The sequence below is a fragment of the Luteibacter sp. HA06 genome, from assembly GCF_054061215.1.
The window spans coordinates 3,679,411-3,700,390 of sequence record NZ_JBSSDZ010000001.1 but is presented as its reverse complement, the minus strand read 5'-3'; the positions used below and the strand labels follow the sequence as shown (position 1 = coordinate 3,700,390).

Sequence of the window (20,980 nt, the reverse complement as noted above, 5' to 3'; positions counted from 1 at the left end):
ATACGAGGATAGTCATGAAGACGATCAAGGGAACGATGATGGCGATCCGCAGCCTGGTGCTGGCAATCGCCCTGGCGACGGTAGGCATCCCGGTGGTGTCGTGGGCGCAGCAGGTGCCCGATGCGGCCGCAGGAGCGAACCGTCCGCGGATGGACTCGGCAGCGAACGGCGTGCCGGTCGTGGACATCGTCGCGCCCAACGCGCGCGGCGTGTCGCACAACAAATACCAGCGCTTCGACGTCGACCAGCGCGGCGTCATCCTTAATAACAGCGCCGGCATCGTCCGTACGCAGCTGGGCGGTTACATCGCCGGCAACGATAACCTCAAGGGTGGCGCGGCTTCGCTGATCCTCAACGAGGTGACCTCGGCGCTCCCCAGCAGTCTGCGCGGCTACATCGAAGTCGGTGGACAGGCTGCACCCGTCGTGATTGCCAACCCGTACGGCATCACCTGCGACGGCTGCGGCGTCATCAATAGCCAGCGCTTTACGCTTACCACCGGCACGCCCGTGTTCGGTGGCAGCGGCAGCCTCGACGCCTTTCACGTTACTGGCGGCAGCATCACCGTCGGCAGTGGCGGCCTCGACGGCTCCGTCGCCGACCGCACCGACATCATCGCTCGCGCGGTACAGGTGAACGGTCAGCTCTGGGCGAAGGACCTCAACGTCGTCACGGGCAGCAATGATGCCAACTACGCCGACGGTGGGGTGCGCGCGAATGCGGCCGACGCCAGTCGTCCGGCGGTGGCGATCGACGTTGCGGCCCTCGGTGGCATGTATGCGGAGAAGATCCGTCTCGTTGGCACCGAAGCGGGCGTGGGCGTGGTCAGCAGCGGCGCCATTGCCGCGCAGGCAGGGGATCTCGAACTGACCAGCGCGGGTGAGGTGCGCCTCGGCGGAACGACAGTCGCTTCCAACAATGTAGCCATCTCGACACCGGGCAACCTGAGCAATACCGGCCAGCTCTACGCCGGGCAGTCCTTCGACCTGCGTTCGGGCACGCTGCACAACGACGGCACGATTTACGGGCTCGGGGGAAGCGGCTACGTGTCGACGGCCGGCCTCTTCGAGACGACAGCGGCAAGCACGCTGCATGCGGGGAGCGGCCTTACGCTCGATGCGGGCGCGGTGAACAGCAGTGGTATCGTGGATGCAGCGGGCGCGTTGTCTATCGCGAGCCGCGGGGACGCAATCCTCGCCGGCGCCGTGCAGGGTGGTGGCGATGTTGCCGTGCGCGCAGCGAACCAGTTGAACAATGCGGCGACCGTGCTCTCCGGCGGTCGTCTCGATCTGCAGGCGGCACGTCTCGCCAATCAGACCGGCGGCGTCGCCTTCGCTGGTACCGACCTCTCGGTGGTGACCGCGGGTGACCTCAGTAACGGCGGTAGCCTCGTCGCCAATCGCAACCTGACCGTGAACGCGGCGGACATCGTCAGTCATGGCGAGCTGGGTACGCAGCAGGGCGATGCATCAGTTACCAGCACGGCTGACATGCTGTTGGCTGGCAACTCCGTTGTGGCGGGCACGCTGAACCTTCGCGCGCAGGGCGCTGTGCGCCAGCGAGGCCAGCTCACCGTCAACGGACTGAATGCCGTGGCGCAATCGCTCGATAACAGCGGCGAACTCTACGCACGCGGCGATGCACAGCTTCATACGCTGGGCGACCTTTCCAATAGCGGTTCGTTGCATGGCGATGGCAACCTCACGGTGAGTGCCGATGGGGCGCTCGACAACACCGGTAGCATCCACGCCGAAAAGGTCCTCGCCCTCAACGGCTCCAGCATCAGCCAGACGCAGGCCGGCCAAATGACCGCCGCGGGGGCTTTGAAGCTTACGAGCGTCGGCCTTCTCGATAATCAGGGCAGCATCGTCGGCAGCCAGGGTCTCGACGTTCGCGCGGGCAGCCTGCGCAGCAGCGGTCAGTTGGGCACAACGTCGGGCGACGTGTCCCTCGTCACGACCGCGGGCGACCTCGCGCTCGCAGGCACGACGGTTGCAGCCGGTCGTCTCGCAGCGACGTCCGCTGCCGCGCTGTCGCAGTCCGGTTCGATGAATGCGACCTCGGCAACGCTGGCTTCGAAGGGCGATCTTTCGATTGCCGGCGATACCTCCGTCACCGGCTCGCTGGCGCTCGACGCGGGACACGACCTGCACAACATCGGCAGCGTGCGTGCCGGTGGCACGTTGGACCTGCATACGGCGGGTGACCTCGACAATCGCGGCAGCATCGCCACCGAGGGTGGTGGCGACGTTCGTGTGGATGGCGCGCTTTTGCAGACCGCCGATGGCAAGCTGCAAAGCAACGGCGACCTGTCGGTCACGGCGGGCCGCGTCGATAACGCCGGCGCGCTCGCCAGCACGAAGAACCTCGCGCTGAAGGCGCAGGGCGATCTGGCACTCTCCGGTACGACGCAGGCCGGCGGTGCCTTGACTATCGACACGGCAGGCGACGTCCAGAACGCGGGCTCGCTGCTGGCTTCATCGGCGCTTGCGATCACGGCCAACCGCATCGGCAACACCGGCACCATCGCCACCGATGGCGCGTTCGATCTTCACGCCCGCACGGCGCTGGACAACCAGGGCAGCCTCTATACGGGGCAGGCCTTCAACATCGCCGCCGATACGTTCACGCTAGGCGCGGCGGCGTCGCTTTCCAGCGCGCAGGACATCACCATCGACGTGACCGGCGCGCTGAACAACGCCGGCAAGATCGTCGCGAAGAGTGTCGATCTGCGCGGTGGTAGCGTCAGCTCGACCGGAACGCTCGGTACCCAGCAGGGCGACCTGCATCTCGAAGCGCGGCAGGGCGACCTCACGCTTGGCGGTGTCGTGTCGTCGGCGTCGGGCGTCGTTGCAACGGCATCGGGCGCTATTCGGCAGAACGGCCAGTTGGCGGCTACCGACCTCGCCCTCAACGCCGCCGGCGACATCGTCACGCAAGGCGACATCACGGCTCACACGGCGACGCTCACCAGCGGGGCGGCGCTAAATCAGGCGGGAACCTTGTCCGCCGACGCGGTTTCGCTCAGCGGCGCCGCGGTGAAGAACGATGGCCGCACCCTGTCCTCGGGCGACCTGACCATTCATGGCGGCAGCGTAGACGTCGCTGGCGTGCTTGCGGCAGGCGTCAAGGCCGACGGCACACTCGATACCGTCGGCGACCTGCACGTACTCGCCAATAACACGCTTACCGCCCATGGCAGCCTTCTCGCCGGCCGTACGCTCGACGCGCGGGCGAATGCACTCGACCTTTTCTCCGGCACGCAACGCGCCGGTGGCGACGCCACCCTGATCGCCCGGGCCGGAAATATCGACCACACCGCCGCCGACCTTGCGGCGGGCGGTGCGTTGACGGCGCAGGCGAGTGGTGCGCTGATCAACCGCGGCACGGATGGCCACGACGCACGCCTGCAGGCGAATGCGCTCCTGCTTCAGGCGGGGTCGATCGACAACAGCCGTGGCAAGCTGCTGCAGAAGGGCAACACGGCCCTGACGATCAGCACCATTGGGACGTTCGACAACAGCGGTGGCGCCATCGCCACGAACAGCAACGACCTCACCTTGCACGGTGGTCGACTCGTCAACACCGGCGGCACGGTGCAATTGGCCGGGACAGGCCAGCTCGACGTCAGCGCCGACCAGGACATCGACAACCGCCAGGGCACGCTCGCCGGTAACGGAGCGACGCGCGTCACGGCGGGCACGGCCTTGGTCAATGATGGCGGGCTGATCAACGCCCATGACGCGACCGTGGTTTCGGCAGCATCGCTGAGCAACCTTAGCAATGGCGCGATCTCGGGCAACACGCTCGGCGTCACGACAACGGGCAGCGTCAACAATGCCGGCGGCCTCATGCAGGCTACGGGCGGCAATCTGTCTTTGACGGCAGGCAGTCTCGCCAACAGCGGCGGGACCATTCAGTCTGCGCCGGGAGCCGTGACGCTGGGCGTCGGTGGAACGCTGGTTAACGGCACCGGCACCATCGCTGCGGGCGGCCTTGCCACGATCGCCACGGCGAGGCTCGTCAATGCGGGCAACATCTCGGCCGCGCAGCTGAGCGTGCAGGCTACCGATACGCTCGCCAACACGGGCGGTCTCCTGCAAAGCCGCGGTGCGCTCGATCTCCGTGCGGCCAACGGCCTCAACAACAATGCGGGCCGGATCGAGGCCAACGGCGCGACAACGCTGAATTCTGCCTCGATCTCCAACGTGGGCGGCCGCATCGCCAACGCGAGCGGCGCGCTTACCCAGCTCACGTCCACCGGCGGTATCGACAACCGTGGCGGAACGATGGGCGGGCAAGGAGACGCCAGTCTCTCTGCGGCATCGGTGTCGAATGCTCAGGGCGGCACGCTGGTCGCGGCGAACAACCTGACCCTCGGGACGGGCCAACTCGACAACACCAGCGGCAATGTCTACGCGGGCAACACCTTCAGCTTCGTCAATGCGGGCGCGGCGGCGTACAACGCCAGCGGCAAGATCACTGCCGGCCGCCAGCTCAACCTCACGCTGGCCAGCCTCGACAACAGCGACGGCACGGTGCAGGCCGGTATCGACGGCGTCAGTGGCGTCGGTAACGTCGTGCTCGACATCCGCAACCTCGTCGGGCAGGGCAGCATCGTCGCCAACAACACCCTGGGCATGCACCTGGCGGGCGATTACATCCAGGCTGCAGGTTCGAGCATCAAGGCGAATGGCGGTTTCAACCTCGCCGTAGACGGCCAGTTCGTCAACAACGGCAGCATCCAGGCGGTCAATGGGCTGACCGTCAGCGCGTCCAACATCACGAACAGCGCGGGCGCCTTGCTCGATTCGGCCAATACCCAGCTCAACACCGGCGGCACGATCACCAACGCGGGCAGCATCCAGGGCAACACGGTCGGATTGCATGCCGGGATGGTGAACAACACCGGCAGCATCATGGGCGGCGACGTGACGATCCAGGCCGGCACCGTGATCAACGGCGCCGACCTTGGCCACGCTACGGACAATGCCGCCTACCAGAGCGGGACCATCGCCGCGACCAATAGTGTCGACATCTACACCAACTACCTGCTCAACCGTGACGCGCAGATCTTCAGCCTCGGCAACATCAATGTGGCTGGCGCGGCACGTAACGGGCAGGGCCTGTTCGATACGCGCGCGGCTCGGATCGATAACCTCTCAGGCTCGATCCAGGCGCAGGGCAGCATCCTGCTGGCGGCGAACCAGATCAACAACGTACGGCGCGTGCTGGATTCCAGCAGCCACACGTTGACGCAGGCGGAATCCGACGCGTCGCAGCCCCTGCCACGGTCGGACTATAAGTACGCGATCAACAAGGTGCAGGAATACGAGACCTACACCGAGTACCACACGATCGACGAGACCGTGGTCTCCGCGGCCAGCGCGCAGTCGCAGATCGTCGCCGGTGGCAACATCTCGCTTTACGGCTCGGTGAATAACAGCACCTCGACGATTGCGGCGGCCGGTTTCCTCGCGGTGAACCAGGCGGGGGCGGGCGGCGGTACGGGCATGGTCTTCGGTAACGAGACTGTGGCGAATAATTCGCTGGCTGCGGGACGCACCATCCAGTCAGTCGCCGTGACGCATCACATCGGCTGCGGCACCGACCAGAGTCTTTGCAACAACAACCCGGAGAACGCCAAGGAGTCGTATTCGTACCGTCCGGACACCAACCCGGCCGACTACATTCATGACAACTACACGGCGCTTGGCGCGGTGATGTCCGGCGCGCAGGGCGTGTCGATCGGCGGCGTGAACGTCTCCAACGGCGGCGTGACACCCGATGGTCGCCAGGTGGGCAATACGCGCCTGGACCCGAATGCGCAGGCGATCGGCCTTTCCTCGTTGAACAAGGGCAATGCCCAGGGCGCGACCGGCTTGCCTGTCGGCGCCCAAATCGATCCGGCAACGGGACATGCACCTCAGGTGCTGGGCGGCGCGGGGGAGCCACTCGCCGGCGTAACGCTGCCGACCGGCGGCATCTACAGCATTCGCGGTGAGGCTGCCAGCGTCGACGCCAGCGCGCTGTCGACAGTAGCCTCCGCGCGCTCGGTCGGTCTCCGCGGCAACGCGTATCTGGCGGCCTTGCTCGGCCACGCGCCCAGCGGCAACTACCTGATCGAGACCAATTCGCGGTTCGTCGACTACAGCCAGTTCATCAGCAGCGAATACCTGCTGGACAAGCTTGGCCTGGATCCGTCGCGCACGATGATGCGGCTGGGTGACGGCTTCTACGAGCAGGAGCTGGTAGTCAACCAGGTGACCCAGCTCACCGGTCGCGCCTATCTTTCCGACTACAGCAGCGGCCTGCAGGAATACCAGTCGCTGATGGACAACGCCACGCACGTCGCCCAGGCGATGAATCTCAGCGTGGGCGTGGCGCTTACTGCTGCCCAGGTGAGTGCGCTCACCCAGGACGTCGTCTGGATGGTGCAGCAGAACGTGGATGGCCACGAAGTGCTGGTGCCGGTGGTTTACCTCGCGAACGGCAACCTCGGGCTCACTGCGCAGGGTTCCGTCATCGCGGGTAAGGACGTGAGCATCGATGCATCGGGTTCGCTATCCAACGGCGGCCTGATTCAAGGTCAGAACAGCACGCTGCTGACCGCGCAGGATCTGTTGAACACCGGGCGCATTTCCAGTGACGGGCTCACTGCGATCGCAGCGACGAACAACATCACCAACATCAACGGTCGTATTGATGGCGCGGGCGTTAGCCTGATTGCCGGGGGCGATATTCGTTCTGAGAACGTGGGTGGGCTGGTTGGCCGCGGGATGGATGCAGCGAGCATTACCGCGACGCAGGGATTGCAGATCAGCGCGGGGAACAACCTTTCGCTCGATCACACCACGGTGACCGCGGGCGGCGATGCGCTGCTTTCTGCCGGGCACGACCTCACGCTCGCGGGGCAGGGTGTCTCGGCGGGCGGCAGCCTGGCGCTTGCGGCGGGGAACGATCTGTCGCTGGAGTCGAGCCTTACGACGACGCATCCGTATCAGTGGAGCAGTTCGATTACGGGGACGCAGGCTGAGGGGTTGACGCTTATTGCGGGGAAGGATATCTCGCTGGTTGCAGGGAACAATCTGAACCTCTCGGCGACGACGGTTAAGGCAGGTGGCAACGCCGCACTTCAGGCAGGTAATGACCTGACCCTGGGCGCCGTGCAGAGCGGCACCCGCTGGAGCACGCAGACCCAGGGAAGCACCGTTGATGCGGGCGGATCGCTCGTGGTCCAGGCGGGCCACGATCTCAGCGCGCAGGCCAGTTCGCTCAATGCGGGCGGCGACATGGCCCTGCTGGCCGGTCACGACCTGTCGCTCACGGCGACCACGAACGGAACGTCGACCAAGACCACGCACGATGTGACGAGCCTCGATGCCGGTGGCAACCTGGCGGTGGCGGCAGGTCACGACGCCACACTCGAAGGCACCCAGATCAAGGCGGGCGGCGCCGCGGCATTGCAGGCTGGCAACGACCTGAACATGACGGCGGTGACAGATAGCCAGACGACCACGGCGAGCTGGAAAGAAGGCAAGAAGCACATCACCCAGACGACTACCGACGAGACGGTGCGTGGGGTGACGGTGGATGCCGGGACGGGCGTGCAGATCGCCGCAGGTCACGACGCCACGCTCGATGCGGCAACCATCGGCACGAAGGCTGGCGATCTCACCCTGGCGGCCGGACACGACCTGACGCTCAATGCCGAAGGCGAAACGCACGAGGTTGTTACCGATACCAAGAAAAAGAAGAGCGGTCTGCTCAGCAGCAAGACCACAGTCACCCATGACGACGTCTCGCAGACGTACGCCGTCGGCACCAGTCTGAGCGGCGACAATGTGCATCTGGTCGCGGGCAACGACCTCACGGCCACGGCTGCCAAGGTCGAAGCGAACGGCAACATCGCACTGTCCGCAGGCCATGACGTTAACTTGCTGGCCGGGGAGGACGTCTACGACGAGAGCCACAGCAGCGCCACGAAGCGTTCCGGCATGACTCGTGGTCTGCTACCGACCGACTGGAACTACGAAACCCAGGCCCGCAAGAACCTCGACACCAGCGAGGACCGCGTCGCCGTAGGCACGACGATCAGTGGCGATTCCGTCACGATCACGGCGAACCACGACGTCACGACCCAAGCCGCCCAGATCGCCGGCACCCATGATGTCACGCTCGCCGCCGGCCATGACCTGATCATCGGCACGGGCTTCAGCACGCATGCCGAAGGTCACGAACAGAGCGTATCGACCTCGGGCTTCATCCAGAATGGTCTGAGCGTCACCATCGGCAACCAGAAGCAGAAGAGCACGCTGGACGTCACCCAGGTCGACTCGACGGGGAGCCTCATCGGTAGCACCGATGGTCGGGTGACGCTGGCGGCGGGGCAGGATGTCCATATCACGGGCTCGGACGTGCTCAGCCATACGGGCACGTCGATCATCGGTCAGAACGTGACGATCGACGCCGGGCTTGGCTCGGTCGATACGCGGCAGACGCAGTCGGTGCATAGCGGGGGGATTAATGTTGGGCTTACCGGGGGCGTAGCCGATAGTGTGCAGGGCGCGTACGCGTCGGCGCACCGCGCGGGGCAGGTGGATGATGATCGGCTGAAGGCGTTGTATGCGGTTCAGGCTGGGGTGGATGCCTATGACGCTGCTTCGGGGATCAAGTCGGGTGCCGCTGCGGGTGATGGCGCGGGCGACGATGGCGCGGAAGGCACCGGGAAAGCAACGGGTATCAGCCTTCGCGTTGGCCTCGGAGCGAGTACGGCGAACAGTCATTCGACTACCCACGACGATACGACGGCGGGGAGCACAATCCGTAGCGATGGGGATGTCGCAATCGTTGCGACAAACGGAGACCTCAACGTCATTGGCAGCCAGATTTCCGGAAAGGACGTCGCCCTTGCTGCCACCGGCGACCTGAATCTTCTGAGTCAGCTCGAGGCGCACACGCAGAAGAGTAGCAGCGCGAATGCCAGCGGCGAGATCGGGCTGAGTGTCGGAAGCCAGACGGGCATCTATGTCACGGCTAGTGTCGGCAAGGGCATGGCGCACGGTAACGGCACAACGAATGCAAATACGTCTGTCACTGCTTCGGACACGCTGAGCATCGTCTCCGGTAACGACACCAATATTCTCGGCGCTCAAGCCAAGGGCGAGACCGTGGTAGCAGCGATTGGTGGCGACCTCAACATCGCCAGCCAGCAAGCTACGAATGACTATGCGAGTCAGTACTGGCAGGTGGGTGGCACCTATGTGTACGGCTACGGAAGCCAGGTCAGCATCGCTGTTGGTAAGACGACAAGCAATTACAAAAGCGTTGATGAAGTCAGTGGCATCGGAGCCGGAAACGGCGGGTACAGCATCTATGTCGGAGGGAACACCGACCTGAAGGGCGGCGTCATCGCAAGTTCTGCGGACGCAGCCAAGAACGCGCTGAGTACCGGGTCTCTCACGTACAGCGATATTGAAAACAAAGCGGACTACCACTCGGTCAGCGGTGGCATCTCCGCCGGAAGCGGAGGATTTTCAGGAAGCATCGGTCTGCCGCAGTCGAAAGACGCCAATAGCACGACTCGCGCTGGCATAGCAGAAGGGGCCATCGTCGTTCGCAATCAGCCGGACACCGACCTGAGTGGATTGGATCGCAAGCCGGATATCGATGCCGGTGGCCTAAATCCAATTTTCGACGCGAAGAAGGTCGCTGAGAAAGAAGAGCTCTTTCAAACGGCAGGTCAGCTCGGATATTCAGTCACCAAGACGGTCGTCAAGGATGAGCGTGAAGATGCGCATTCGCGCCTCGAGCAAGCGTCGGTGGCGTACCAGTCCGCATCCACCGACGATGAGAGAGCGGCTGCCTTGGCTATGCGCGATAGCGCGATGGCAGACATGAACCATTGGAGCGACGGCGGATCGTACAAGATCGCTGCAGACATTATGGTCGGCACCGTATCGGCCTATCTCGGGGGAGGTAACGTTGCGGGCGCAGCGGCGGGAGCATTGGCCGACGATCAGTTTCTGTCGGCGCTCAGTGCCGGATTCCATCGCAATGGCATTGACGCGGATGTAGCCGAGAAGAGTGGCTTGATGAGTCTTGCCGCCATCGGTTTGGGATACGGTGCTGGCACGTTGGTCGGCGGTGGCACTACCGGCACAGCGACGGCGAACGTCGCGCAAACCAATGGCTTCTACGACTATCGCGACGGTCGCGCGCAGGCCATGCAGTGGGGGCGCGATGCATTGGTGGCGGCCACGGGCGGCGACGATATGGTCGCGAAAGCCAAGTTGCGCCTGATGGACGAGGCCATGAAGGCTGGCGCAGACCCAGGGGCACTGGCCGCTATACAGACGGTGCCTGGTATTGAAGCGAACCTGGATGGTATGGCAGTCATTGAAGCCACATCCATGCACGAGTTCAACGACAGGTCGTTCAAGGACCTCACCGACGCGGAAAAAGCACAAGTCCTTACGACTATCGCGGGTTCGGTCACGGTTGGCTCCGTCGAAAACCTGGCTACAGGATCAGTGGAAGACGCAGCTCCCGTGTCGGCACAGGAAAGGACGGCGGGTGAGATCAGTGGCAGCATTCGTCAGGCTGCTGGCGTAGCACTGACAGGCGTCGTTTCCAACGGTGAAATGGGCGTTGAGAAGGCCGTCAACTGGATTGGCGCAGACAATGCAGAGGCACTGGGCTACATGGTGGCAGTCGCCACTGGCGGTCCAGCCAAGTTCGGGATTGGCCTCGTGCTCGACAAGTCGGGTATCACAGGCCAGATTCAGGCGGTCAAACAGGAGTACCTGGTCGACCCAACGGCGCAGTGGATCGGTACGTACGGATTCGCAGCGCAGACTCCTGAGCAACTGGGAGTGGTGCATCCTGCGTCGAATGTCATCGCTTCTGTCGCAGTGGATACCAGTTTGTCCGTGATCGGCGGCGCCATTAAGGATACGGCGAAGTCGATCGTTGCGCAGTCGAGCGGGTTCTCGGATAAGGTGCAGGACGCTGACAACGCTATTGCCAGCATCGGATCTTCGCACATGGATGGTGACGCGAGTTCCGCCGATACGCTCGGAGGCGCTCATCGTGATACGAGCAAACCAGTTAACGACGGATTTGACTCACATCATTGTCCGGCGAAGTCTTGCTATGCTGGATCACTCGTGAGTAGCCAAGACGGCCCGGCAATAAAGATGGACCCCGCTGACCATACCAAGACTGCTAGCTACGGGCCGGGTGCGTCGGCTCAAGCGTACAGAGCAAAACAGCAAGAGCTCATCAGCGAAGGGAAGCTTAGTGAGGCTATTCAGATGGATGTCGACGACATACATGCAAAATTCGGAAGCAAGTACGATTCGAATATTCAGCAAATGCTTGATTACGCGAAAACATTAAATCCTGAAGATTTTAAAAAGTAAGGCCGTTTATGATTTTTCATTATGAGAAAACAATTCTACTCGGATTCTATTCCGGGCAGACGCGATCGGATATCCAGGTCCTCTTCGGGGAACGGCCCTTTCAGTTCATGAAGTCGATCTTCAGCGAGAGCCTGACTGATGTCTACTGTAAGGATTCTGTGCATGCTCACTTCGACGCGAATGACGTTCTTCAGGGCATCGAGATCATGCGGCCAAACGAGTTTATTTGCTTTGGAAGGAACGTGCTTGGAGTGAAGGCAGCTGACATCGCAGGGTGGCTGTTGGAGAGAGATTCGTCATTGAATGAAGACGATCTAGGCTACACGCTGAATGGAGGGCGCGTCGTGCTCTATGTTCCCGAGAAAGGGGATCATCCGGACGTGCTTGTAAAGGACGTATACGTCGACTTCGGTGTTTCGGCTAGTGGCTCTTGTGAGTAACTAACTACGGCGAGGAGTGGTGAGGCATCCCAGTTATGCCTCATGAAGAAATGATCAATGACTCTGACGTTAAAGGACTGCAGGAATTCTTTCTTTCGGGCGTGCTTGTTGGAATAGGGTCGCTTGTCCTCCACTTTTCTGGGGAAGCGCAGATCATAATTTCGTGTCCATTTAGGATGGAAGGTGAGCAGGGGAGTAGAGTTCGGCCATGGGGAAGATCCTTATACAAGTCTTTTGATGTTCAAGTGTCTGAATGACGATGTAGTCGGATCGTCAGTAGAGGATGGTCACAGTTTGAGGCTGAACTTCCGTAGTGGGATCATCATGAGCATACTTCCAGCCCACGTTGGGCTTGAGTCGTACGTGGTTTGCATCGGAGGTCAGGTTATTTCCGTTTCCTGAGCGTTGCGCATCGGCAGATTGCTCGGCCATCAAGGCATGCTTGACCTCTTGATCGGAACGTTTAGTGCCTTAGGTCGGTGGATCGATCTGGTAGTTATGTCACCGGATTCAAACTTCTCCGGGAACAAGGCGGTTCGATGATTTCACAAAGAATGGTGCTGCGATGAGCGTAGTCATTTTCGAGTTCGCGAAGTCGTTCGTAGCGGGCAGATTGCAAGCAGCCGTATTTTCTGACGCATATATCGAGCTTTGGAAGATAGAGCGAGACGGACACACTCTTCTGGATGACGCGGAGGGCCTTTCCGTGCGCTATAGCGAGCGACTGGCAGAAGCAGGCATCGAACCGTCTGTCGGCAGTAAAGGAGATAGCTACGATAACGCGCTGGCTGAAACCATCAATGGCCTTTACAAAGCCGAGGTCATCCATCGCCGAACGGTGTGGAAGACCAAGGAATCAGTGGAGCTGGCTACCCTGACATGGGTCGCATGGTTCAACGAGCATCGATTGTTAGCGCCGATTGGGTATATCCCTCCCGCAGAGGCTGAAGCAAATTACTATCGGAACATCGCCGAGCAGGCCGCGCTAGCAGCCTGACTTAAACCAAACGGCCTCCGCAGAACCCGGGGCGCTTCAGTGCGTAAGCTTCCCCAATAGGTAGACACACAAGAACTAGAACTTCTGGCATCTTTCCCTCCGGAGGATCCATGAAGAAATCAAAGTTCACCGAGACGCAGATTGTCTCCATTCTCAAGCAAGCCGATGCAGGCGTGCCGATCAAGGATATCTGCCGACAGGCAGCGATCAGCTCGGCGACGTACTACCAGTGGAAGAGTAAATACGGTGGCATGGAAGCGTCGGATTTGAAGCGGGTCAAGGAGCTGGAGGCGGAGAATTCCCAGCTCAAGCGGATGTACGCGGAACTGGCGTTGGACAACGTCGCGATGAAGGACCTGATTGCAAAAAAACTCTAGGGCCGGCGCGCAAGCGTGAGGCGGTGCAGTACCTCATCGAGGTGCATGCGCGCCCGCTCCGCCGGTCCTGTGAATGCGTCGGGCTTTCTCGCGCCGCGTATTACCGGCCGCCGGCTGACCCCGCGGTACGTGATGCGGAGCTGATCGCGGCCTTGTCCAAGGTGGTCGAGGACCGACCCAGTCGCGGCTTCTGGAAGTGCTGCGCCATCCTGCGGCGCACGCGTCCGGACTGGAATCCGAAGCGAATATACCGAGTCTACAAAGCGATGAAGCTCAACCTTCGACGTGCTGCGCGACGGCGGCTTCCCAAGCGCGAGCGGGTCGCGCTCTACGTGCCAAGGCATCCGGACACTGTCTGGTCGATGGACTTCATGAGCGACGCGCTGGCGTGCGGCCGACGCTTCCGCACCTTCAATGTCGTCGACGACTTCAATCGGGAAGCCTTGCACATCGAGGTCGATACCTCGATCACATCGGCCCGGCTGGTGCGCATCTTCGAGCAGATCAAGCGCGACCACGGATTGCCGCAGGTGATTCGCTCGGACAACGGCCCGGAGTTCCTGGGCGAGAATTTCGTTCAATGGCTCAAGGTTAACGGCGTGGCCTTGCGATACATCCAGCCAGGCAAGCCCAACCAGAACGCGTACATTGAGCGGTTCAATCGAACCTTCCGCGAGGAAGTCCTCGATCAACACCTCTTCGCTCGCCTCGAAGACGTACGCGAAGCAGCGCACTGGTGGATCATCGACTACAACGAGCAACGACCGCACGCCTCGTTGGGCAACATGACACCCAGCGAGTACCGTCAACAAGCCGCCTGATGCTCTAGTTTTGAAATGTCTGCTTGACGGGGAAGCTTACGAATGACCCCGTCGCGCATTGTTAACCCCCAGCAGGTTTACTCATCTCTGAAAACTAGCGCGGACGCAGTGGCCGGATTTACTGAGTACTCACTCTCCGGTAAGAATCGCAATGCATCGGATATCCAGTCGCGCGAAGTTCAGGTTGCGGTGCCCCACATCACAAAAGACTTGCAATAGGCACAGATAAAGCGTGCTGTAGACTATGAAGCCGCAGTAGAGCGAATGTTGGCGAATTCACGATCCACGCCGCATATAACGTGCTTAACGAAGCCTCTCTTCTTCGTTGGGAAGTCATATGTCTCGGGCTGGCCGGCGTGCCCGGATGCTCTGACAAGTTGGCGATATCCGACGTTGCATCTTTCGCTGTGGGCAGGCTGGAATTTGTGGATATGTCGAGCCCACAGTTGGCTCGTGTTGTCGTGTTGTCGCGTTCCCGAGGCGAAACCGCGTGGTCAACATCGCGAGCGGCCCGAGTCTAGTGTCGGAGTGCCTGAAAAAAGGTCGACGTCAGTCTAAATCAAATCCAGCCCTTCGCGATCTGCTTTCATCTACACCTAGCAAGAGCCGATCGCAAGCCGTCGCCGAGGGCCACATCGGTGGAGGATGTCGCCAATTCGACATACTCAGAAGGCAATACACCATCGCCACTCCATGCCTTCAGCTTCACGTGAACACTCGGCCTGAGTATTATCAGGCCATCCTGACTTCGTACGGAGCACGTGACCATTTTTTTGTAGATAGCAACTTCCGTCCTGCCGCCGAAACGTTCGATGGCGCGCTCAGTCCACGCTTGATTGACCTGCCTTGAATGTTCGCCATCGAAGAAAACAGGGTACTCCTCCATCGTTATCCACCGACTCGCTTCTAAAGCTCTACGTAACGAGTCGCCGAGGATGGACTCAGGCACATCAAGACCATGGAATTCGCACACACCACCAGGATCCCTCCCCATCAGGCCACGCCCCGAATAGGTCTCGACGCAAATGAACCTTTCATTCATGGAGACGCTTGCGGCCTTGGACTCTTTCAACATCTTCTCACTCCCCAGCTACGACCTTGACATTCAACGTCACGCCCTTCGTTGCCACGTATCCCCGTCGAGCAGTTGCGCGCAGGTATGCGCGGATATGTTATCGAGGTTTATAGCTCGCCAGTCGAAGGTTACGAGGTCGAGTTTTCAGACGGGCAAGGGCAGACGATTGCACTCCTTTCGCTGTCCGCATCTCAACTCCGAGTCATTGACACGTAGAAACGAGCGACTACGATCAGGCGACACCGAGCCGGTCGAGTAAAGCTGAGTCAGCTAACTGCAAATATCGCGAGCCTTCCGGATCGGGAAAATGTCGTCTTCGAGATGTGGCAAGGTCCTCGACAGCTGGCCGAGGTATCTCGCGAGCCGTGAAGAGCCTCAAGATCGACATCTACCCAGCTATCGACGGCGGCACATGGAGCCTCGAGCTTGAGCCCTTGATATCTCTCCTGAACCAGGCGGTTGCGAACCTCGCTAGCACCACCCCCTAAAGCTTTTCCCCCCAAGGCCGATAAGACCATCGAACGAACCCCCGGGCGACACGCGCCCAGGGCCGAACCGGTATCGGACGATGGCGAAGAAATCCTCCAAAGACGCAACGCGGGCGCCCCTGGCGCTCGACGCGGACCTGCGTATCGCCGCGGCCCCGGCCTTGCGCGATACCCTGCTCAAGGCGCTGGCCGCCGGCGATGCCGTCGAACTCGACGGTACCGCGGTGGCCCAGGTGGACACGTCGGCCCTGCAGCTGCTCGCGGCGTTTTCCCGCGATGCGCGTGCGGCCGGGCTTCCCGTGACCTGGACCGGTGCCAGCGACAGCCTTCAGCGCGGCGTGGCCGTGCTGGGCCTTGACTCATTGATTGAACTGCCGGCTCGCGCCGGCGTGAACTGAAGGTGCTCCGATGGCTAAGATTCTTGCGGTAGACGATTCGGCTTCCATGCGCAGCATGGTGGCCTTCACCCTTCGCGGCGCCGGCCACGATGTCGAAGAGGCCGACAACGGCCAGGCGGCACTCGATTCGGCAGCCGTGCACAAGTTCGACCTGATCCTGGCCGACGTGAACATGCCGGTTATGGATGGCATCACGATGGTTCGCGAGATCCGCACCCGTGCGGACTACCGCGGCATCCCCATCCTCATGCTCACCACCGAGTCGAACCCGGAAAAGAAGATGGAAGGCAAGGCGGCCGGTGCGACGGGCTGGCTGGTCAAGCCGTTCGATCCGGACCAGCTCCTGGCCACGGTCAACCGCGTCCTCGGCTGATCCCAGCCGCGTCTGTTTCCACCTCAGTGTTCCGGTAATTCCAGGGTCTCCCCATGTCCAAAGTCGATCTGGCGCAATTCCACAAGGCGTTTTACGAGGAGAGCCTCGATGGTCTCGACGCCATGGAGCAGGCCCTGCTCGCCCTGGACGAGGGCGCCGAGGATCCGGAGCTGATCAACGTGGTGTTCCGTGCCGCCCACTCGATCAAGGGCGGTGCGGCCACGTTCGGTTTCACCGAGGTCGCCGCCTTCACCCACGTCGCCGAGAACCTGATGGACGAGGTCCGCAGCGGCCGCCGTCCGATGGCGAAGGCCGTGGTGGAACTGTTGCTGCGATCGGGCGACACCGTGCGCGACATGCTTTCCCTGTCGATGACCGGTCAGCCGGCCGCCACGGCGGAAAGCCAGGCCCTCTTGGCCGAGCTCTCGGCCATGGTCTCCGGCGTTGCGGTGGCTCCCGTGGCAGCCGCGAAGGCTGCCGCACCGGCCGAGGCGGTCGAAGGCTGGGATATCGCCTTCCGTCCCTTCGATTACCTGCTGAAGTCCGGCAACGATCCGGCGCGCATGTTCCGCGAACTCGAGGCCCTCGGCCCCCTCGCGGTCACCTGCGACGCCAGCAAGCTTCCCGCGCTGGCCGACATGGACGCCGAGTCGTCCTACCTCGGCTGGACGCTGCGCCTCGACGCCGGTGCCAAGCGCGCCGCTGTCGAAGGTGTGTTCGATTGGGTGGACGGCGATTGCGATCTGACGGTCACGCCGCGCCTTGCCGCTCCGGCGCCGGTCGCCGAGGTTGCCGTGGCTGCTCCTGTGGCCGCCGCCGGCCCGCGTGCCGTGCGCGATCCCGCTGCCAACAGTGAGTCGAGCTCGGTCCGCGTCGGCATCGAAAAGATCGACACGCTGATCAACCTCGTCGGCGAGCTGGTCATCACCCAGTCCATGCTCAGCCAGTTCAACGACGGCGTCGATGCCTCGCAGCTTGAAATGCTTCGCCATGGCTTGGCCCAGCTCGGCCGCCATACGCGCGAGCTGCAGGAAAGCGTTATGAGCATCCGCATGCTGCCGATCAGCACGGTGTTCAACCGATTCCCGCGCCTGGTCCGCGACCTGGCGCAGAAGCTCGACAAGAAGGTCGTGCTCGACATGCGCGGCGAGACCACGGAGCTCGACAAAACCGTGCTCGAGAAGATCGGCGATCCGCTGGTCCATCTGGTCCGCAACGCGATCGACCATGGCCTGGAAATGCCGGACAAGCGCCTCGCCGCAGGCAAGGGCGACACCGGCACCCTGCGTCTGGAAGCCTTCCATCGCGGCGGTTCGATCGTCGTCGAAGTGGCCGACAACGGCGCCGGCCTCAATCGCGACGCCATCGTGGCAAAGGCGATCCAGCGCGGCATCATCGCCACCGGCGAAGGGATGTCCGACGAGGCTGTAAGCGACCTGATCTTCGAGGCGGGCTTCTCCACCGCCGCAGCGACTACGGACCTTTCCGGTCGTGGTGTGGGCATGGACGTGGTTCGTCGCAATGTCATGGACCTGGGCGGCACCGTCGCCATTCGCAGCGTGCAGGGCAGTGGCACCACGTTCACCATCACTTTGCCGCTGACGCTCGCCATCATCGACGGCCTCACCGCCGCGGTGGGCGAGGAAATCTACATCGTGCCGCTCGTGTCCATCATCGAGTCGGTGCAGGTCAAGCCGGATACCGTCCGCAGCGTGGCCGGCGGTGGCGAGCTGTTCCGCTTCCGCGACAACTGGATGCCGATCGTCCGCCTGTTCGACGTGTTCGGCTGTGCCGGGCAGCGTCGCGCGGTGGACGAAGGCATCGTGATCGTCGTGGAAGGCGAGGGCACCCGTATCGGCCTGTTCGTCGACGAACTGATCGGCCAGCAGCAGGCGGTCGTGAAGTCGCTCGAAGCCAACTACCGTCGCGTGACCGGTATCTCCGGCGCGACCATCCTCGCCGATGGCTCCGTCGCGCTTATCGCCGACGTCACCGGCCTGGTCCGCATGCAGGCGCGCCGCAAAGCCGCCTGATTGCCAGGACCCCTTTCTGGAGGGGCCCTGCTCTGTGTGGGCTCTGCTCTGTGTGGGAGCCGCTTCAGCGGCGATAGGGCGCTAGCCGCAACCCGGCCCGCTGCCGCGGGATCGCCGATGAATCGGCTCCCACAAGGGTATGGCAAGGGCGTGGCAAAGCCCCATCCCCTGAGCAATTTTCGACAGATTTGCCCTCAAGAACCCACCGCGATGGCCGATACCCCAAGGGAAGGGGTCCCGAACCGCCGATCCGATCCGCCGTGGGAACGACATGAACCAGCAAGCCAGCTCCGCCACCGCCGTGCCTGAAGAGGCCGCGCAGTACCTCACCGTGAACCTCGGCAACGAGGAATATGGCGTCGATATCCTCGCCGTCCGCGAAATTCGCGGCTGGACGCCGGTGACCCGCATTCCCCAGGCGCCCGGCTATGTGCTCGGCGTGCTCAACCTGCGCGGTGCCATCGTGCCCGTGCTCGACCTGCGCCTGCGCTTCGGCCTGGCACGTGAGGAATACACCGCCACCACCGTCACGGTCATCGTGATGGTCAACGGCCGCCAGTTCGGCATCGTGGTCGATGCCGTGTCCGACGTGGTCGAGGTCGCCCCGGGCGACATCCGCCCGGTCCCCGACATGGGTACCACCGTCGACACCGAATACCTGAAAGGACTCACGTCCGTCGCCGAGCGCATGGTGCTTTTGCTCGACGTCGATCGCCTGCTCCAGCCGCAGGACGCACAGATGCTGGAGGCCGCTTTGGCCTCCACGGATGTCAAAGCCGTCGCCTGAGCGTAACGAACGCCGCGTAGCCCTAGCCGCACTTTGCTGATTGGAACCGTGATGAAGAAGTTCAAGTTCAAAGTACCCGCCCTGACCGTTCGCGGCCGCCTCTACGGCGTGCTCGGTTTGCTCACGCTCATGCTCCTGGGTGGTGCGGCCGTCGGCCTGGGTGCGATGCACTTCCAGAACGAAGGCATGCGCCAGATCTACGAGGAAGAGCTTGCTCCCACCGAGACCCTGAGCCGCATCAATACCGACTCGCTGATGTCCTTTGTGGTTCTCGGCGAAGCCGCCAGCAAGGTCAGCAACAAGGACGCGGTGAAGCAGAAGGTCGCCGAGTTCCAGAAGTACCAGGACGAGATGAACAAGCTGAAGGCTGACTTCGTCAAGGTACCGATGTCGGCCGACGTCAAGAAGCTCTACGACAAGTGGCAGTCCACAAACGCCGACTACGACCAGGCCAAGTCGGACATGGTCGACGCCCTGAATCAGGGTGACGAAGGTTCCAGCGACGTGCTCGAACTGCAGGTTCGCCCGCTTCTGATGGACCGCCAGACCCAGCTCGGCAAGCTCATCGAAGCCAAGCGCGACGAAGCCTCGGCCATCTACGCCAAGGAAACCGCGCAGTACCAGACGGTTCGCGCACTCAGCATCGGTTCGCTGGCCATCGGCCTGTTTATCTGCCTGCTGATCGGTGTGCTGGTTGTTCGCTCCATCATCCGCACGCTGTCGCACACCGTGTCGGTCGCGCACCAGATCGCCGAAGGCAAGCTCGGGCACGATATCCAGGTCACGCGTAGCGACGAACTCGGTCAGTTGCAGGAAGCCTTCCGCGCCATGGACGAGCGCCTCAGCGCGATCGTCGGCGAAGTGCGCCACGGTTCGGGTTCGGTCAGCACCGCCGCGCAGCAGATCTCGCGCGGCAACGACGACCTCTCGCAGCGTACGCAGGAACAGGCCTCCAGCCTGGAAGAGACCGCCTCGTCGATGGAGGAAATGACCTCCACCGTGAAGCAGAACGCCGAGAATGCCAGCCACGCCAACCAGCTGGCCCGCGGCGCCCGCGAGCAGGCCGAGCGCGGTGGCGAAGTCGTCGCGCAGACCGTGGTCGCCATGCGCGAGATCAACAGCTCCAGCAAGAAGATTTCCGACATCGTCAGCCTCATCGACGAAATCGCCTTCCAGACCAACCTGCTCGCGCTGAACGCGGCGGTGGAAGCGGCACGTGCCGGTGAGCAGGGTCGCGGCTTCGCCGTGGTCGCTACCGAGGTGCGTAACCTGGCCCAGCGTTCGGCCGGTGCTGCGAAGGAGATCAAGGGTCTCATCAACGACAGCGCGGGCAAGGTCAAGGCCGGTTCCGAGCTGGTCGACCAGTCGGGCAAGGCACTCGCCGAGATCGTCGAGAGCGTGAAGAAGGTGACGGACATCGTCGCCGAGATCGCTGCCGCCAGCTCGGAGCAGTCGGCCGGTATCGACCAGGTCAACCACGCCGTGCTGCAGATGGACGAAATGACCCAGCAGAACGCCGCGCTGGTCGAAGAGTCCGCCGCTGCCGCCCGCGCCATGCACGAGCAGGCCAACGAGCTGAGCCGCCAGGTGTCGTTCTTCCAGATCACCGGCCAGGCTTCCAACACGCCGGCCGCGAAGGCGCCGCGCAAGGATGCCGCCCGCGAAGAAATGGAAACCGTGTTCGCCGCCGTGCGCAGCACGCCAGCGCCGCGTGCCCAGCGTCCGGTCGAGTCTGCCGCTGACGCCGGTGTGTGGAAGGAGTTCTGAT

Annotated in this window: 11 protein-coding genes and 1 pseudogene; 11 read left to right on the top strand and 1 reads right to left on the bottom strand. The window is 62.4% G+C overall.

Annotated elements, in window-relative coordinates:
• The first annotated feature begins 14 nt into the window (after window positions 1–14).
• From ACVWWJ_RS17035 to ACVWWJ_RS17015, 5 genes and pseudogenes are all read left to right on the top strand, one after another.
• Complete coding sequence (locus tag ACVWWJ_RS17035; protein WP_456968824.1) at window positions 15–11,423, top strand: hemagglutinin repeat-containing protein; 11,409 nt, start codon at window positions 15–17, stop codon at window positions 11,421–11,423.
• Window positions 11,424–11,530: 107 nt separating this feature from the next.
• Entirely contained in the window at window positions 11,531–11,863 is a 333-nt protein-coding gene (locus tag ACVWWJ_RS17030) for a hypothetical protein (RefSeq protein WP_456968822.1), read from the top strand.
• 565 nt (window positions 11,864–12,428) lie between these two features.
• A pseudogene (locus tag ACVWWJ_RS17025) lies at window positions 12,429–12,860 on the top strand (integrase core domain-containing protein); the annotation flags it as partial.
• 110 nt (window positions 12,861–12,970) lie between these two features.
• Window positions 12,971–14,058, top strand: a protein-coding gene (locus tag ACVWWJ_RS17020) for an IS3 family transposase (protein ID WP_456967568.1) whose coding sequence is annotated in 2 segments (ribosomal slippage) — window positions 12,971–13,223 and window positions 13,223–14,058 — 1,089 coding nt in all. Because the reading frame shifts where the segments join, the coding sequence is not laid out codon by codon here.
• Window positions 14,059–14,100: 42 nt separating this feature from the next.
• Window positions 14,101–14,277, top strand: coding sequence for an endonuclease toxin domain-containing protein (locus ACVWWJ_RS17015; protein WP_456968821.1), 177 nt, complete (start codon window positions 14,101–14,103; stop codon window positions 14,275–14,277).
• 367 nt (window positions 14,278–14,644) lie between these two features.
• Here ACVWWJ_RS17015 and ACVWWJ_RS17010 read toward each other — a convergent pair whose 3' ends face one another.
• Window positions 14,645–15,133, bottom strand: a complete 489-nt coding sequence (locus ACVWWJ_RS17010; protein WP_456968820.1) for a contact-dependent growth inhibition system immunity protein — start codon at window positions 15,131–15,133, stop codon at window positions 14,645–14,647.
• 48 nt (window positions 15,134–15,181) lie between these two features.
• Here ACVWWJ_RS17010 and ACVWWJ_RS17005 point away from each other — a divergent pair, with 48 nt between their 5' ends.
• The 6 genes from ACVWWJ_RS17005 to ACVWWJ_RS16980 all read left to right on the top strand — a co-directional run bounded on the left by ACVWWJ_RS17005 (window position 15,182) and on the right by ACVWWJ_RS16980 (window position 20,979).
• Window positions 15,182–15,349 (top strand): DUF4926 domain-containing protein, encoded by a 168-nt coding sequence (locus ACVWWJ_RS17005; RefSeq protein WP_456968819.1) that lies wholly within the window; start codon window positions 15,182–15,184, stop codon window positions 15,347–15,349.
• Window positions 15,350–15,701: 352 nt separating this feature from the next.
• Window positions 15,702–16,019 (top strand): STAS domain-containing protein, encoded by a 318-nt coding sequence (locus ACVWWJ_RS17000; protein ID WP_456968818.1) that lies wholly within the window; start codon window positions 15,702–15,704, stop codon window positions 16,017–16,019.
• Between the two features lie 10 nt (window positions 16,020–16,029).
• Window positions 16,030–16,392 (top strand): response regulator, encoded by a 363-nt coding sequence (locus ACVWWJ_RS16995; RefSeq protein WP_046968490.1) that lies wholly within the window; start codon window positions 16,030–16,032, stop codon window positions 16,390–16,392.
• Window positions 16,393–16,445: 53 nt separating this feature from the next.
• Window positions 16,446–18,425, top strand: a complete 1,980-nt coding sequence (locus tag ACVWWJ_RS16990; RefSeq protein WP_456968817.1) for a chemotaxis protein CheA — start codon at window positions 16,446–16,448, stop codon at window positions 18,423–18,425.
• A 271-nt stretch (window positions 18,426–18,696) separates the two neighbouring features.
• The gene (locus ACVWWJ_RS16985; RefSeq protein WP_456968816.1) at window positions 18,697–19,212 is read left to right on the top strand and encodes a chemotaxis protein CheW; all 516 of its coding nucleotides are present in this window, start codon (window positions 18,697–18,699) and stop codon (window positions 19,210–19,212) included.
• Window positions 19,213–19,263: 51 nt separating this feature from the next.
• Window positions 19,264–20,979 carry a methyl-accepting chemotaxis protein gene (locus tag ACVWWJ_RS16980; RefSeq protein ID WP_456968815.1) on the top strand — a complete coding sequence of 572 codons (1,716 nt, stop codon included), beginning with the start codon at window positions 19,264–19,266 and terminating at the stop codon, window positions 20,977–20,979.
• Window position 20,980 lies beyond the last annotated feature (1 nt).

Excerpts from the sequence above, each read along its gene's own strand:
- ACVWWJ_RS17035 (WP_456968824.1), top strand. The coding sequence starts at position 15 with ATGAAGACGATCAAGGGAACGATGATGGCGATCCGCAGCCTGGTGCTG.
- ACVWWJ_RS16980 (WP_456968815.1), top strand. The coding sequence starts at position 19,264 with ATGAAGAAGTTCAAGTTCAAAGTACCCGCCCTGACCGTTCGCGGCCGC.
- ACVWWJ_RS17010 (WP_456968820.1), bottom strand. The coding sequence starts at position 15,133 with ATGTTGAAAGAGTCCAAGGCCGCAAGCGTCTCCATGAATGAAAGGTTC.
- ACVWWJ_RS17000 (WP_456968818.1), top strand. The coding sequence starts at position 15,702 with ATGGCGAAGAAATCCTCCAAAGACGCAACGCGGGCGCCCCTGGCGCTC.
- ACVWWJ_RS16990 (WP_456968817.1), top strand. The coding sequence starts at position 16,446 with ATGTCCAAAGTCGATCTGGCGCAATTCCACAAGGCGTTTTACGAGGAG.
- ACVWWJ_RS16985 (WP_456968816.1), top strand. The coding sequence starts at position 18,697 with ATGAACCAGCAAGCCAGCTCCGCCACCGCCGTGCCTGAAGAGGCCGCG.
- ACVWWJ_RS16995 (WP_046968490.1), top strand. The coding sequence starts at position 16,030 with ATGGCTAAGATTCTTGCGGTAGACGATTCGGCTTCCATGCGCAGCATG.
- ACVWWJ_RS17030 (WP_456968822.1), top strand. The coding sequence starts at position 11,531 with ATGAAGTCGATCTTCAGCGAGAGCCTGACTGATGTCTACTGTAAGGAT.
- ACVWWJ_RS17015 (WP_456968821.1), top strand. The coding sequence starts at position 14,101 with ATGACCCCGTCGCGCATTGTTAACCCCCAGCAGGTTTACTCATCTCTG.